At 41.6% G+C, this 13,767-nt stretch carries 15 protein-coding genes and 3 tRNA genes; 8 read left to right on the top strand and 10 right to left on the bottom strand.

The genetic code is table 11. From position 1 onward, the window contains the following. Positions 1-6: 6 nt before the first annotated feature. Genes QUD85_RS10125 through QUD85_RS10115 form a run of 3 tightly spaced genes read right to left on the bottom strand, consistent with a single transcriptional unit; the run spans position 7 to position 1,351 of the window. Positions 7-522: a type II secretion system protein gene (locus tag QUD85_RS10125; protein ID WP_093328230.1), complete on the bottom strand. Its 516-nt coding sequence runs from the start codon at positions 520-522 to the stop codon at positions 7-9. 11 nt (positions 523-533) lie between these two features. Continuing rightward, complete coding sequence (locus tag QUD85_RS10120; RefSeq protein ID WP_093328231.1) at positions 534-827, bottom strand: RNA-binding S4 domain-containing protein; 294 nt, start codon at positions 825-827, stop codon at positions 534-536. Further along, entirely contained in the window at positions 827-1,351 is a 525-nt protein-coding gene (locus QUD85_RS10115) for a prepilin-type N-terminal cleavage/methylation domain-containing protein (protein ID WP_093328232.1), read from the bottom strand. The genes QUD85_RS10120 and QUD85_RS10115 overlap by 1 nt, the downstream gene beginning before the upstream one ends. Positions 1,352-1,684: 333 nt before the next feature. Between QUD85_RS10115 and QUD85_RS10110 the strand changes: the two genes are divergently transcribed. The 3 genes from QUD85_RS10110 (at position 1,685) to QUD85_RS10100 (ending at position 3,490) form a co-directional block, all read left to right on the top strand. Beyond that, the gene (locus QUD85_RS10110) at positions 1,685-2,062 is read left to right on the top strand and encodes a hypothetical protein (RefSeq protein WP_093328233.1); all 378 of its coding nucleotides are present in this window, start codon (positions 1,685-1,687) and stop codon (positions 2,060-2,062) included. A gap of 170 nt (positions 2,063-2,232) precedes the next feature. Continuing rightward, positions 2,233-2,541: an Mg2+ and Co2+ transporter gene (locus tag QUD85_RS10105; RefSeq protein ID WP_245732068.1), complete on the top strand. Its 309-nt coding sequence runs from the start codon at positions 2,233-2,235 to the stop codon at positions 2,539-2,541. Position 2,542: 1 nt separating this feature from the next. Next, positions 2,543-3,490 (top strand): efflux RND transporter periplasmic adaptor subunit, encoded by a 948-nt coding sequence (locus QUD85_RS10100; RefSeq protein ID WP_093328235.1) that lies wholly within the window; start codon positions 2,543-2,545, stop codon positions 3,488-3,490. Between the two features lie 698 nt (positions 3,491-4,188). Here the strand turns inward: QUD85_RS10100 and QUD85_RS10095 are convergent. The 3 genes from QUD85_RS10095 to QUD85_RS10085 form a co-directional block, all read right to left on the bottom strand. Then, positions 4,189-4,264, bottom strand: a tRNA-Val gene (locus QUD85_RS10095). Between the two features lie 19 nt (positions 4,265-4,283). After that, positions 4,284-4,359: transfer RNA gene (locus QUD85_RS10090), tRNA-Val, on the bottom strand. Between the two features lie 18 nt (positions 4,360-4,377). After that, a tRNA-Val gene (locus QUD85_RS10085) sits at positions 4,378-4,453 on the bottom strand. A gap of 220 nt (positions 4,454-4,673) precedes the next feature. On the opposite strand from QUD85_RS10085, the gene gltX reads away from it, so the two are divergent. Next, positions 4,674-6,086 (top strand): glutamate--tRNA ligase, encoded by a 1,413-nt coding sequence (gltX, locus tag QUD85_RS10080; RefSeq protein WP_093328236.1) that lies wholly within the window; start codon positions 4,674-4,676, stop codon positions 6,084-6,086. A 107-nt stretch (positions 6,087-6,193) separates the two neighbouring features. Continuing rightward, positions 6,194-7,543, top strand: coding sequence for a DEAD/DEAH box helicase (locus tag QUD85_RS10075; protein ID WP_093328238.1), 1,350 nt, complete (start codon positions 6,194-6,196; stop codon positions 7,541-7,543). A 7-nt stretch (positions 7,544-7,550) separates the two neighbouring features. Here the strand turns inward: QUD85_RS10075 and QUD85_RS10070 are convergent, their stop codons facing one another. Beyond that, a complete protein-coding gene (locus QUD85_RS10070; RefSeq protein WP_093328384.1) occupies positions 7,551-7,970 on the bottom strand; it encodes a DUF1801 domain-containing protein in 420 nt (139 codons plus the stop codon). A 196-nt stretch (positions 7,971-8,166) separates the two neighbouring features. On the opposite strand from QUD85_RS10070, the gene QUD85_RS10065 reads away from it, so the two are divergent. From QUD85_RS10065 to QUD85_RS10055, 3 genes are read left to right on the top strand one after another with little or no spacing between them, the layout of a single operon-like run. Further along, complete coding sequence (locus tag QUD85_RS10065) at positions 8,167-9,003, top strand: hypothetical protein (protein WP_143047923.1); 837 nt, start codon at positions 8,167-8,169, stop codon at positions 9,001-9,003. A 15-nt stretch (positions 9,004-9,018) separates the two neighbouring features. Continuing rightward, positions 9,019-9,471: a hypothetical protein gene (locus QUD85_RS10060; protein ID WP_093328241.1), complete on the top strand. Its 453-nt coding sequence runs from the start codon at positions 9,019-9,021 to the stop codon at positions 9,469-9,471. A 3-nt stretch (positions 9,472-9,474) separates the two neighbouring features. Beyond that, on the top strand, positions 9,475-9,801 hold the full coding sequence (locus QUD85_RS10055; protein WP_093328242.1) for a hypothetical protein: 327 nt from the start codon (positions 9,475-9,477) through the stop codon (positions 9,799-9,801). A 105-nt stretch (positions 9,802-9,906) separates the two neighbouring features. Here QUD85_RS10055 and tal read toward each other — a convergent pair whose 3' ends face one another. From tal to xylB, 3 genes are all read right to left on the bottom strand, one after another. After that, positions 9,907-10,839: a transaldolase gene (tal, locus tag QUD85_RS10050; RefSeq protein WP_093328244.1), complete on the bottom strand. Its 933-nt coding sequence runs from the start codon at positions 10,837-10,839 to the stop codon at positions 9,907-9,909. A gap of 72 nt (positions 10,840-10,911) precedes the next feature. Next, on the bottom strand, positions 10,912-12,228 hold the full coding sequence (xylA, locus tag QUD85_RS10045) for a xylose isomerase (protein ID WP_093328245.1): 1,317 nt from the start codon (positions 12,226-12,228) through the stop codon (positions 10,912-10,914). Between the two features lie 32 nt (positions 12,229-12,260). Further along, on the bottom strand, positions 12,261-13,718 hold the full coding sequence (gene xylB / locus QUD85_RS10040) for a xylulokinase (RefSeq protein ID WP_093328246.1): 1,458 nt from the start codon (positions 13,716-13,718) through the stop codon (positions 12,261-12,263). Positions 13,719-13,767 lie beyond the last annotated feature (49 nt).

The following is a 13,767-nucleotide window of genomic DNA, read 5'->3' as shown; positions in this document are numbered from 1 at the left end:
CCTTTTTTAACAACCACTATCTTCTAAAATGATAATGTACTTTTTATTTCCTGATGAATCGCCATAAGAGAGAAAGCATTTGGTGGCTTTTATGTCGGCAGCAGATTTAGTTTTGCTACCTGTTAACAGCGAAGGAAAGCCAAACACCATAGCTACGTCGGTATTGTTAGCTCCCATATTATTAAATTCGTTAGCGGTTACCCATTCGGACGGGTCGATATCGATAGCACCCAGAATTCCATTTGTGCCAACAGCAAAAGGGTAACCATAAAGTGTGACGATCTCGTTACCACCGCCTATATCGACTTTATTATGTGTCGCATCTTTGCCTTCAATCACTGCCTTATCGTAAACCATTTCTGCGGCGTCAATGACAGCGGCCTTTAGGCCGTGCAGTACTTCTTTTCTTGCGTCATCTTGCAGGTTAACAAACCTTGGTAAGACCGTAACAGCTAATATACCTAGAATAACGATAACAACAACTAGCTCGATTAATGTAAATCCCTTATTTCTGTTAGTCATAATGACCCCCGTTAGAAATTAATTGGTTTTCTTTTTTTGGGTGTTGCTTTTTGTTTTGGTGCTGCTTGTGGTGATATGTTTGCTACGGTTAAGGTGAGTACATCACCATTAAACTCAATCACATCGCCGTTATATATTTTCTTTCGTTTCTGTGTTTCAACTTCGCCGTTTAAATACACATATCCTTCACTGATAACGATTTTTGCCTCGCCACCGCCTGATACTAAATCGGCAATTTTAAGTAGTTTGTACAGTTCAATTGGTTCGCTTTCCAATTGAACTTCATAATGATTTCCTGATTCCATTAACAGCCTGTTGTAACCATCTCAATTTGGGGTTGCTCACCTTGTGCAGGTGACTCTCCATATACTATATAACAGTTTGTCGCTTTTAGCGTGGCTTCGTCAACATCTGCCCCCCCATTTGTTAGCTCAATCAGTGTGATCCCTTCTGCATATAGTCCGGGATCGCCATTAGGGTGATCAACATTTGATGCCGTTGCCCAGTCGGCCATGTCGATATCAATGGCCTGTGATATACCTAAATTAAATACTGCATTGGGGTAACCGAAGTGAGTCACTATAAACCCATTTGGTGACGAAGGATTTTGCACACTTGCGTCCGACTCACTCTCTACGCCATCTACTAAAGCTTTTGAATAGGTTAAATCTGCGCCGTCTATAATTGCGGCTTTAAGACCTTGTAGGGTGGCTATACGAGCGTCTGATTGCAAATCTATAAATCGTGGTGCAGCAGTGACTGCTAATACACCTAAAACAACAATAACAACGACTAATTCGATTAATGTGAAACCTTTTGAATGCTTCATTGGTAAATACTCCATCATTTAAACGCGACTATTTAGCGCGTAATACATTTAACTCAATGTATTGCCGTATCAATTAGTTGTTTCAAATAGCATAACTTACTAAAAATATTACACTTCTTATTTAGCTTAGTCCAATTTGTAAAAAAAAAGTTAATACTAATTTGCGGCGGCAATTTTCTAGGATGACATTATTCCAGAACATCAAAATGAAACTGTAAATGCTTGTAACTTGCTGTGGTAACTTTGTTAATAGAGCAGTTGCTATACTTTTAAAATCTGAAAATGCCTTCTACATTGATGGCCAATTGTTAAAAAAGTGAAAGGAGCCATGCGATGAAATTGACTATACAGAATATTGATCACATGAAGACTTCAATTGAAACAGCGTATCAACCAAAGACTACAGATCGCTTTTATAATCGAGAAATCTTTGAAAACTTGGTACTCAAGGTTGCTGAAAATATCGAAAAAACCTGGGAAAGAAATGATACTGAATCTCAAGCTCAGCTAGAAACTTCTATGCGCCTACAAATGCTAGAGATTAAGTTAAAAATGTACCAGCAAGGTAAGTTTCATCTGTTGATCGATTCAGATGCTGTGCGAGAAGCACAAAGCAAGGCTGCTTTAGCGCATAAAGATAAATTGTTCATTACTCAGTTAATCAAAACAACACACCAAATACGTGAACAACTAGACGACACCCGCCATTAAAAAGCGCGATCTCGCGCTTTTTAACAATATTACCTAAACGCATAACACCTATTTCTCTAAGTCGTTTCTAATCATAATTTAAACTCATTACACTAATCAATACACCACGAATAACACGCTATTTAGCGTTTGTTGCAGTATTCGTTTAAGTATTTCGGTTAGGAGTTTTAATGATGAACATTCATGAAACGTCGTTAGCTTACAACGAGTTACCCAGCGTAATGGCATTGCTCGACAGCGTTGCCTTTTTTTGGGTCATTATCATCGTGACGACAGGCATTTTTGCTTTCGTCGCTTGGAAGTTATGGCAGCTGCACTGTATTCCCAAAAAAATAGCGAAAGAAAAAGGCTTACCTCAAGCAAACTTAATTTTTTGGCTCAGTATATGTGGCTTGTTTTTCAAACCGCTTTGGATTCTTGCCATTTTATTGATGGCAATAGATTACACCGCTTTACGCACTTGGTTAAAAGGAGAATGATATGAAGGAATTATTATTACCCTACTGTTTAGTAATGTGGTTGTTGTTTAAGTTTGGTGTCATTAAAACGCGCCCTCGCAATGTATTTACTGCAGTATCTTTTGGCGTACTTATTGCCTTCTCATTACTTGTAGCGAATCGATTTTGGTCGCCTGTCGACTTTACAAAGTCAACACAAGTTAGGGCGCCGCACGCAGTGATGTCACCTGCGGTTGGCTTTCAGGTTAAACACGTTTTTGTAGAACATAATCAGTATGTGAAAAAAGGTGAGTTGTTGTATACGCTCTATGACACCTATGTGCAGTCAGATATAAGGGCGGTAGAATCTGAATTGGCATTGGCCGATATTGAGTTGAAGCGACTCGAGAAAATCGGGCAGTATGCGTCACAGGCTGAACTAGATGACGCTAGAAACAAAGTGACAGACTTAGAAGAGCAGCTTCATAGTCTAGAAGTATCGTTAGACGACTATACGGTTGAAGCGCCTTTTGATGGCAAAGTATCGTTAGTTATGATTGCCGACGGCACGGTTATTGGTTCGCTCCATATTTATGATACATCTAAGAAGTTTGTACAAATGCGGATTCCAGAGCAGGCATACCCTTTTGTTAAAGCAGGCCAATTTGCTGAATTTTATGTAGATTCTCATGCAGGCCATGTCTTTAGAGCAAGGGTAAAATCGATCGGCACGGCCAAGGGTGAAACAACCGGTACATTGTTGCCGCAAGAAGAGAGCTTGACTCAGTTTGTTGGCAAGGGAATGAGCGCAAAAGGTCGAATTGTGGTGTTAGAAATGGATAGCGAAACAGCAGCTATGTTACCCATTGGTGCTACCGGCAGTGCATGGATTAGTGCAGAAAAGCCGAGCCCCTTGCTAGGTTTCGTAGATATCATAGGTGGCGCTACTGTACGACTACACTCAGCAAAAGCATTTTTGTCTGCAATGTAGCGCATTGCGCGCAAACGCATGAAATGCGTTGGCTATAGGTTAACAGCTATCAGCTATAACGTTTAAACCTAAATACAGCATACAGCATACAGCTTAGAACTTAGGGCTTAGAACTTAGAACTTAGGGCTTAGAGCTTAGAGCATAGAGCTTTTGAGTTTCGAAGAAACGAAAATTTGGTGGACGATACTGGGCTTGAACCAGTGACTTGGATCGGGCATTGAATAAGCAGGCGGTGCTCAAACGCATGAAATGCGTTGGCTATAGGTTAACTGCTATCAGCTGTAACGTTTAAACCTACATACAGCATAGAACTTAGGGCTATTGAATCATATAATGATGAAATTTGGTGATTGAACTGGGCTTGAACCAGTGACTTGGTCCGGGCATTGAATAAGCGGGCGGTGCTCAAACGCATAAAATGCGTTGGCTTTAGGTTAACAGCTATCAGCTATAGCGTTTAAACCTACATACAGCATAGAACTTACAGCCTATGGCTATTGAATCATATAATGATGAAATTTGGTGGACGATACTGGGCTTGAACCAGTGACTTGGTCCGGGCATTGAATAAGCGGGCGGTGCTCAAACGCATAAAATGCGTTGGCTATAGGTTAACAGCTATCAGCTATAACGTTTAAACCTACATACAGCATAAAGCTTACAGCCTATGGCTATTGAATCATATAATGATGAAATTTGGTGGACGATACTGGGCTTGAACCAGTGACCCCCGCCTTGTAAGGGCGGTGCTCTCCCAACTGAGCTAATCGTCCATCGTAGGAACAGAGAAGTTGGTGGACGATACTGGGCTTGAACCAGTGACCCCCGCCTTGTAAGGGCGGTGCTCTCCCAACTGAGCTAATCGTCCATCATAGGAACAGAGAAGTGGTGGACGATACTGGGCTTGAACCAGTGACCCCCGCCTTGTAAGGGCGGTGCTCTCCCAACTGAGCTAATCGTCCGTCTCTGTGGGGGCGTATTATAGGGAGATGGAAAAAGCTGTCAACAAAAACTAAGTAAAAAAACGTATTTTTTCCAAATCTTTTATTTGTTCGATTTAAAAATAATCAAATTGACCTTAAATTAAGCGTCGCGCTCTTTTTACTAGTGTATTGTTTGCGTTAGCCTGATAAAATACGTCGCAATTTTTAAGGCAAAACTTTAGCTTTTAGCGAGATAAACATGACATTAACGACGCGATTTGCGCCAAGCCCAACAGGGTACTTACATGTAGGTGGAGCAAGAACAGCTCTATACAGTTGGTTATACGCCCAGAAAAACGGCGGCGAATTTGTATTACGTATTGAAGATACAGACCTTGAGCGTTCAACGCAGGAGTCAGTAGACGCCATTATGGATGGTATGAACTGGCTTAATTTAACCTGGACGCAAGGTCCATTTTTTCAGACCAAACGCTTTGACCGTTACAAAGAAGTCATCGCTCAGTTAATTGAGCAAGGTGATGCTTATCGCTGTTATAGCACACCTGAAGAAGTTGAAGCGATGCGTGAAGAAGCGCGTGCTAAAGGCGAAAAAGAAAAATACAACGGGAAATGGCGTAACAGAACAGATTACCCTGAAGGTGAACCATACGTTATACGTTTTAAGAACCCGCTAGAAGGCGATGTTGTTATTAAAGACTTGGTTAAAGGCGATATTGTTATTAATAACCAAGAACTTGATGATCTGATTATTGCACGCTCAGACGGCACGCCTACGTATAATCTTACGGTCGTTGTTGACGATTGGGATATGGGCATTACACACGTTATTCGTGGTGATGATCATGTTAATAATACGCCAAGACAAATTAACATTTTACAAGCGCTAGGCGCTCCATTACCTGAATACGCGCACATTCCAATGATTTTGGGTGACGATGGCAAGCGATTATCTAAGCGTCATGGTGCTGTTGGCGTTATGCAGTATCGCGATGATGGTTATTTACCAGAAGCGCTACTTAACTATCTAGTTCGTCTAGGTTGGTCACATGGCGATCAGGAAATATTTTCTCGTGAAGAAATGATCGAGTTATTTGATTTAACAGGTTGTAACCGCGCACCTTCTGCGTTCAACACAGATAAGCTTGTTTGGGTTAACCAACATTACATGAAGACACTTGCTCCTTCCTATGTAGCTAAGCATCTTGCATGGCATATGGAAAACCAGGGTGTTGATGTTGCAAATGGTCCAGCGCTAGAAGAGATCGTTAAAGTACAGGCGGATCGCGTAAAAACATTGAAAGAAATGGCAGAAATTAGCCGTTATTTTTATGTCGACTTTACAGAGTTTGACGCCAATGCTGCTAAAAAGCATTTACGCGCGGTAGCACTAGAACCATTGCAAGTCATTAAAGAAAAGCTATCAGCATTAGCCGACTGGAACGCTGCAGACATTCATGCTGCTATCAATGCTACGGCAGAGCAACTTGAAGTAGGTATGGGTAAAGTAGGCATGCCTTTACGTGTTGCCGCAACGGGCGCAGGTAACTCTCCATCGCTTGATATCACGCTTGCACTACTAGACAAAGATAAAGTGTTAGCTCGAATAGATATGGCTATTGCATTTATTGAAGAGCGTATAGCAAATAGCTAAGTTGCGAACTAGGCTATAAGGTATCACTTAGATTAAAGGCCAGCGCAAGTTGGCCTTTTTTAACACACAAAGTAATGAGTATTTAACGCACTTTACCAGGGGTTATTTTGCAATTTAAAGATTTTGGTTTTGATAAACGATTAGCAGGGCAAGTCGAGCATTTGGGCTTTGACACGCCAACAGAGATACAACAGCAAGCTATTCCTGCTGCCATGAGTGGGCACGATTTGATCGCCTCTTCTAAGACTGGGTCAGGAAAAACTTTGGCGTTTGTATTACCTATGATGCAACGTTTAACAAAGCAAAAAGCATTGAGTAAGAAGGATCCTCGCGCGCTTATTCTTGCTCCAACCAGAGAACTAGCAAAGCAAGTTTTTTCGCAAGTTAGGTTGTTTACTGCCGGTAGCTCATTCAAGTCTGTATTAATACTCGGTGGCGAAAATTTCAATGATCAAGCAAAGGTGCTGGCAAAAGAGCCACACATCATTGTTGCTACGCCAGGGCGCTTAGCGGACCATTTAGGTCATGGTCATTTTTACTTACAAGGTTTGGAACTGCTGATTCTTGATGAAGCCGATCGTATGTTAGATCTTGGTTTTTCTAAGGAATTAACCAAAATTAATGAAGAAGCAAACCATCGTAAACGCCAAACCTTGTTGTTTTCTGCAACCATGGATCATGCACAAGTAAATGAGTTTGCTTTGTCGTTGCTTAAAGATCCAAAAAGAATAGCGGTTGACGCTGACATAGCAGAACACGATGACATCGCTAAACAGTTTTATTTGGCAGATAACCTTGACCACAAAAAAGCGTTGCTTGAACACTTTTTAAAAGCGCAGCAGCTTGATCAAGCTATAGTATTTACAGCAACGCGCGCAGATACTGAAGTATTAGCCAACGAATTGACAGCGCAAGGATACTCAACCGTCGCTTTATCTGGAGAATTGATTCAGTCGAAGCGTAATCAAATCATGGATGAATTTTCTCGTGGTAGGCATAAAATCTTAGTGACCACCGACTTGGCAGCTCGGGGGCTAGATGTCAGCAATATTTCTCACGTGTTTAATTTTGATTTGCCTAAGCATGTAGAGGAGTTTGTGCACCGTATTGGCCGTACAGGCCGAGCAGGAAATAAAGGTATTGCGATTTCATTTGTTGGCCCGAAAGATTGGCAGAGCTTTAAAAACATCGAAGGGTATTTACAACAAAGCTTAACCTTTGAAAAAGTGGATTCACTTCCTGCTAAATTTAAGGGATTAAAACCGAAGAAAGCAAAACCTAAGCTTGTCAAAAAAGTACAAGAAGATACGTCACTGAAACAAACAGTTAAAGCGTCCGCACCTATTAAACGCAAAAAGTCTTTCCTTGTTGCGAAAGATATGGGTGATATGCCGGTAATGCGCAAGAAACAGTCGTTAACGCGAGAAGAAATTGAACGACAGGATGACGAAGAGTAACCTTTACTCAGTCAGTTTCGTACATCGCTTGCATATCCTTGTAAGCAGTTTTTAATAGTTGCGTTAATACCTCAAGGTTTATATCGTTGAGTTTCTTTACGTATAAACATGACTTGCCGGTCGTGTATTTTCCTAGTTTATCCATCATGGGTTTGTAGCGTTCAAACCCTGGCATGACATAAATTGTTAACGCGTTTTTTCTAGGGGAAAACCCGGTAATAGGCCAACTACCTCCCTTACCAGTATTGGTGTAATGATATTGCCCAAACCCAACAATGCTAGTACCCCACATTGTCGCTTTTTGACCAGAAATTTTTTCCATAATGGGCAATAATTTGAGTGCATCTGACTGTCGTTGTGCGGGCTGCGCTTGGTTAATAAAAGCTAATACATCGCCATTATTTTGCTGAGTTTTCAACGCGCTCATATTAATTTTTCCTCTATTTTCGATAGCATTTTCATGCTGAAAACGCCCTAAACCTAACAATATAGCGTAAAAAAGCACTGATTTTTGGCTAAATTTTTCATCTCACGCTTTACTTAAGGCTAGGTATTTGTCTCTGTAGCGAAACGATTTGAAGTTTCGGCGGCCTTTGCAGGGAAATCGCACAATGGAATCTATCATGTATAAAATCAAGGTTGCTTTGTTGTTTACAGTGTTGTGCTCCTTTTTTGCTATCAGTAGCGAAACGCTGGAAAAAGAGAGTATTAACTTAAAACAAAACTCAGCACTTCAAAAAACATTACCGGACGATTTTCAATCGTTAATCGTGCTTCGTAAAAAGATGCTTATTAATCAAAGTGCGTCGGAAGATGAATTGGCTAAGTTGACTGAAGAGCGCCGTTATTTACCTTCTAGTGATGCTGAAGTTGAATCGCGCGTCAAAGTGATTCAACAGCGTGTTGACAAAGACAAGAAGGATATTGATGATCTTGAAGCGATTGATAACAAGAATGACGACCAACTCGTTTTATTAAATCAATTGAAATCCTATGTTCAAGAAGATGAATATCAAATTAGCCGCATGAGGGAAGAGCGGGCAAAAGCGATTTCGTTAGATGCAAAGATACAATTGCTTAAACAGCACCGAGAAGAGCTCTTTAATAGTATTGCGGCAATAGAGCAGAAAATTGCAAACTTACTCAATTTAGAGGAAGAGCGAAACAAGTTTAGAACCTTGGTCAGCGTGGCGTTTTGTATCTTGGTCGCCATTGTCATTATTGGCTTTTATGTTATCGCACTCAAAAAAGAGTCCATCGCAGAATCTATTTTTGCCGGCGAAAAGGGGATTCAGTTTGTAACTATTTTCCTGATTGTTATCGCCATTATTCTATTCGGTATTATGGGTGTATTAGAAAGTAAGGAACTCTCAGCATTACTCGGTGGCTTGTCAGGTTACATTTTAGGGCGAGTGAGCGGCGCAGGGCGGGATAAAGAAGCTACTTCTCAGCCCAGTTAAATAAAGGGATTTGTCATGAAGCAAAGTACAAACAAGCGATATGTTTTCTTTACAGTTTTGGCGCTACTATGCGTTGCCTGTACACCACTTATTGGGCCCCATAGCCCAACAGCTTATGAAAACGCAACGTCATTAAAAGCGGAGACGTTAGTACTGCTCTCAAAAGCAAATTTACCCTATGAACAGCACCAAGATGAAGTAGCGGAGGTTATGCTAAAAGCAGAAAAAGCGTACGAGTTTGTCAATGGTGTGCCAAACAATCAATTGTCGGCTAAGCAATGGCAAATTCTTAAAGATCCTGAAGGAGATCTATTAGGTAAATTCTTCAAAAGGTGGCGTGAACGTGGCGTGCTATCAAAGGTTTTGATTGATGAATATAAAAAACTTACAGCAGAGGCGTTTGATCAAATTATTTGCTTAGAAGCAAATAAAGAAAAAGCGACAGATTGTTTACCAGAGGGGCGCTAACAAATGGCAAAGTTTGAACAATTTATTGATACCCTAAAAGAGGGCACTATAGCGTTAGCCAAAGAAAACTTTGATGGCTTCGATGATGAGGTTAAACGCGATGTTGATGCGTTTATAGCTGAAAGCAAAGAAGACCTTGAAAGGTGGACGGTTTTGCTCGCAACAGGTGATATTAATGCGCAGGATTTTCGCGATCTTGTTGAAGCTAAAAAGGCCGTAGCTAAACTTTTTGCTTTGCGGCAGCAAGGCGTGTCGTTAACAAAACTAGACCGATTCAGGCAAGGCATGATTGATTTAGTGGTTGATACCGCATTAGGTGTCTTTGTGTAGACGGGAAATAGAAAAGCCAGCGCATTACGCTGGCTTTTTAATAAGTCGAGCACAACTTAGTGGGGGAGGAACCACAGTTAAACGTAAAGAAGTGCTCTTAAATCGTTATTTTAAAGATTCAACTAGATCTTCTAATGCACGTTGGTCGACAGCAAACTTGCGAATACCTTCAGAAAGTTTTTCAACCGCCATGGCATCTTCATTATGTTGCCATGCGAAAGATTCCGCTGTAAGAGGCGTAATTTCATCGCGAGAGCGTTTTTCTACCGCATCTGCAGAAAGCTTGGTCTCAAGTGTACCTTCGGTATTTTGCAGCTCGGTTAATAGTGCAGGTGAAATCGTCAGTAGGTCGCAACCAGCAAGTTCGATTATTTCACCTGTATTTCTAAAGCTGGCACCCATTACTACAGTGTCGTAACCATACTGCTTGTAGTAAGTATAAATACCAGTTACTGATTGCACACCTGGATCATCAGCGCCAACATAGTCTTGGCCTGTGCTCGCTTTGTACCAGTCTAAAATACGACCTACAAAAGGCGAAATTAGCGTTACTTCAGCTTCAGCACATGCAATTGCTTGGGCTTTACTAAAGAGTAGGGTTAGGTTACAGCCAATTCCCTCTTTTTCGAGCTGTTCTGCCGCTTTTATGCCTTGCCACGTTGAAGCAAGTTTTATCAAAATACGCTCTTTTGAAACACCAGCTTGCTCATACAAAGCTATTATTTTATGCGCTTTTGCCACACTCGCCTCTGTATCAAACGAAAGACGCGCGTCTACTTCTGTTGATACACGACCAGGGACGTGCTTGAGGATTTCACAACCAAAATTTACTGTTAGTCGATCGCAAATATCTTCAGTGTCACTGCCTTTTTCAATCGCATCAGTAATCAGGTGTTTATATTGAGGCAACTTCGCCGCTTGAAGAATCAAACTAGGGTTCGTGGTTGCATCAATCGGATTTAATTCCTTAATTGCATCTACATCGCCGCTGTCGGCAACTACGGTTGTCACCTGCTTTAGTTGTTCTAATAAGTTCATGGGAACTCCTAAGCTTCCTTCTAAGTAAAAAGGGCAGAATGACCTGCCCTTTATCATTTATCAAGTATTTCTTTATACGAATCTGTTCACAATATTTTCAAGTAGTTCTTGACGACCAGACACTGCTTTAGGGTCTATGTCGTTGCCTAGCGCGTATTCTGATAGGCTTTCAAGACTTTGCTTACCGTCCATAATGCTCTTACCTAAGTCATTGTTCCAGGTTGCATAACGGTCAGTTTTGAATTTTTCAATAGAACCATCTTCAATCATAGCCGCTGCATTCAATAATGCACGTGCCATAGTGTCCATACCGCCGATATGGCCATGGAATAGGTCGTCACGCTCGACAGATTGTCGTCTGATCTTCGTGTCAAAGTTCAAACCACCCGTTTTAAAGCCACCCGCTTTAAGGATTTCATACATCACCAATGAACATTCAGGCACGTCGTTAGGGAATTGGTCTGTGTCCCAACCGTTTTGCATGTCACCGCGGTTCGCGTCAATACTACCCATAATGCCTTTTGAACAGGCTACTGCAACTTCATGATGGAAACTATGACCAGCAAGCGTTGCGTGGTTAGCTTCGATATTAACTTGAATTTCTTTCTCTAGACCATGTTCTGCTAAGAAACCATAAACTGTCGCTGTATCGTAGTCATACTGATGCTTTGTAGGCTCTTGTGGTTTAGGTTCAATAAGTAAAGTACCGTTGAAGCCAATCTTATGCTTGTATTCAACAACCATTTTAAGGAAACGCGCAAATTGCTCGCCTTCTTGTTTAAGGTTGGTGTTCAGCAAGGTGTCATAACCTTCGCGACCACCCCATAATACGTAATTGTGTCCACCTAAACGATTGGTTACATCCATAGCATTCTTAACTTGCGCTGCCGCATAAGCAAATAGATCTGCGTTAGGGTTGGTAGCAGCACCCGCACAAAACCTCGGGTTAGAGAACAAGTTTGCTGTTCCCCATAATAGCTCAACGCCGGTGCGGTCCATTTCTTTTTCAAAAATGTCAGCGATATGGTTTACGTTTGCGATTGTTTCTTTTAATGATGCGCCTTCAGGTGCAACGTCTGTATCGTGAAAACAAAAGTAAGGAACCGTTAATTTTTCAAAAAATTCAAACGCAACTTTTGCTTTCTGTTCTGCTAACGCTAATTGGTCACCTGTTGGTTGAATCCATGGGCGATCAAACGTTCCACCACCAAATACGTCTGATCCTGGCCAACAAAAGTTGTGCCAATAACATGCTGCAAAGCGAAGGTGTTCCTTCATGGTTTTACCTAGTACAACCTGATCTTCATTGTAAAATCTAAATGCAAATGGGTTAGTACTGTTTTCGCCTTCATATTTAATTTTGCCGACGTTATCAAAAAATTCACTCATAGTGTTGACTCCAAGTAATCGCTATATCCCTGTTAGAACAAAGGCGATAAAGTTTTATATAAATTATTAAATACAGTTTGTTTTTCCAGATATTGTGCTACGAGCACCTCATCTGGCGATATTTCATGTGTTATTTCGCCTGCGCTACAAACGTCTGCGACAGATTGATTAGATACAGCAAGTTTAGCTAAGCGCGCAGCACCATAAGCTGGACCAACTTCACCACCTTTACGATAAGTTAATGTTCTGCCTAATGCTGACGCCAATATTTTTCCCCAAAGTTCGCTGCGAGCACCACCGCCAATAACGGTGATATTGTCGATTTGAGCGCCAGCGTCTAACAACACTTTTTGACCATCTGCAAACGCAAATGCGACACCTTCTAGCACCGCTCGACCTAACTCGGCACGATTTGTTTTGCCATGCATACCAAAAAATACGCCTTTTGCATGCGGATTGTTATGGGGAGTTCTTTCGCCTGATAGGTATGGCAGGAATGTCACTTCACAAGGAGAGGAAAAGTCCAATTGCGCTACTTCTTCAAGCAACAGCGCTTCGTCCTTTGCGCCAGTAAGCGCGGTGACCCAGCTTAAACAGCTTGCTGCACTTAAAATGACTGACATTTGATGCCATGTATCAGGCAAGCAGTGACAAAACGTATGCACTGCACCTTCAGGGTTCGGCAAATAACTATCGTTAGCTACAAAGTAAACACCAGACGTACCTAGTGATAAAAATGCTTGGTTAGGCGATGTTACCCCAATGCCTGCAGCACCGGCAGCATTGTCTCCACCACCTGCAACTACTGGTACCTGGTTTAATCCCCAAGCATCAGCGACCTCTGGCAATAATGTACCTGTGATCTCACTGCCTTCATAAAGAGTGGGCATGTGGTCAAGAGTTAAGCCTGTCGCGTTTAGCATAGCTTCTGACCAACAGCGATTTGCAACATCTAACCATAATGTTCCTGCGCTATCAGACATGTCAGAAGCAAACTCTCCTGTCATTAGTAGTCGTAAATAATCTTTCGGCAGCAGAACCTTTTTAACTTGTGCAAATACTTCGGGTTCATGCTCGGCAACCCAAAGCAATTTAGGCGCGGTAAAACCAGGCATTGCTATGTTACCCGTAATATCGCGACTATTAGGTACACGTTGCTCTAGTGTCTCGCACTGTGCCTGACATCGACCATCATTCCACAGTATGGCTGGACGCAATACGTCATTGTTTTCATCAAGTAGGGTGGCACCGTGCATTTGGCCAGCAATACCTACGGCACTGACTTGGTTTAACAGGTCGGCATTGTTTATTTTAAGCGACTTAATTGCTTTGTCTATTGCCAACCACCAGTCTTCAGGTGCTTGCTCTGACCATAGCGGCTGAGGTCTAGATACTTCGATGCTTTCAGAAGCTTGCGCTTTTATGTTATCAGCGTCGTCTAAAATGATGACTTTTACGCCCGACGTACCTAAATCAATACCTAAATACATATGTTCTATCGCCTAATGTATAAATTACTTAATAAATGTTAACGCTAAC

This window comes from Thalassotalea agarivorans (assembly GCF_030295955.1).
GTDB classification, from domain to species: domain Bacteria; phylum Pseudomonadota; class Gammaproteobacteria; order Enterobacterales; family Alteromonadaceae; genus Thalassotalea_D; species Thalassotalea_D agarivorans.
The sequence above is the reverse complement of the archived record's forward strand: the minus strand, read 5'-3'. Positions and strand labels throughout refer to the sequence as shown.

Coding starts and splice junctions, on each gene's coding strand:
- QUD85_RS10125 (WP_093328230.1), bottom strand. CDS start 522: ATGACTAACAGAAATAAGGGATTTACATTAATCGAGCTAGTTGTTGTT.
- QUD85_RS10120 (WP_093328231.1), bottom strand. CDS start 827: ATGGAATCAGGAAATCATTATGAAGTTCAATTGGAAAGCGAACCAATT.
- QUD85_RS10115 (WP_093328232.1), bottom strand. CDS start 1,351: ATGAAGCATTCAAAAGGTTTCACATTAATCGAATTAGTCGTTGTTATT.
- QUD85_RS10110 (WP_093328233.1), top strand. CDS start 1,685: ATGAAATTGACTATACAGAATATTGATCACATGAAGACTTCAATTGAA.
- QUD85_RS10105 (WP_245732068.1), top strand. CDS start 2,233: ATGATGAACATTCATGAAACGTCGTTAGCTTACAACGAGTTACCCAGC.
- QUD85_RS10100 (WP_093328235.1), top strand. CDS start 2,543: ATGAAGGAATTATTATTACCCTACTGTTTAGTAATGTGGTTGTTGTTT.
- gltX (WP_093328236.1), top strand. CDS start 4,674: ATGACATTAACGACGCGATTTGCGCCAAGCCCAACAGGGTACTTACAT.
- QUD85_RS10070 (WP_093328384.1), bottom strand. CDS start 7,970: ATGAGCGCGTTGAAAACTCAGCAAAATAATGGCGATGTATTAGCTTTT.
- QUD85_RS10065 (WP_143047923.1), top strand. CDS start 8,167: ATGTATAAAATCAAGGTTGCTTTGTTGTTTACAGTGTTGTGCTCCTTT.
- QUD85_RS10060 (WP_093328241.1), top strand. CDS start 9,019: ATGAAGCAAAGTACAAACAAGCGATATGTTTTCTTTACAGTTTTGGCG.
- QUD85_RS10055 (WP_093328242.1), top strand. CDS start 9,475: ATGGCAAAGTTTGAACAATTTATTGATACCCTAAAAGAGGGCACTATA.
- tal (WP_093328244.1), bottom strand. CDS start 10,839: ATGAACTTATTAGAACAACTAAAGCAGGTGACAACCGTAGTTGCCGAC.
- xylA (WP_093328245.1), bottom strand. CDS start 12,228: ATGAGTGAATTTTTTGATAACGTCGGCAAAATTAAATATGAAGGCGAA.
- xylB (WP_093328246.1), bottom strand. CDS start 13,718: ATGTATTTAGGTATTGATTTAGGTACGTCGGGCGTAAAAGTCATCATT.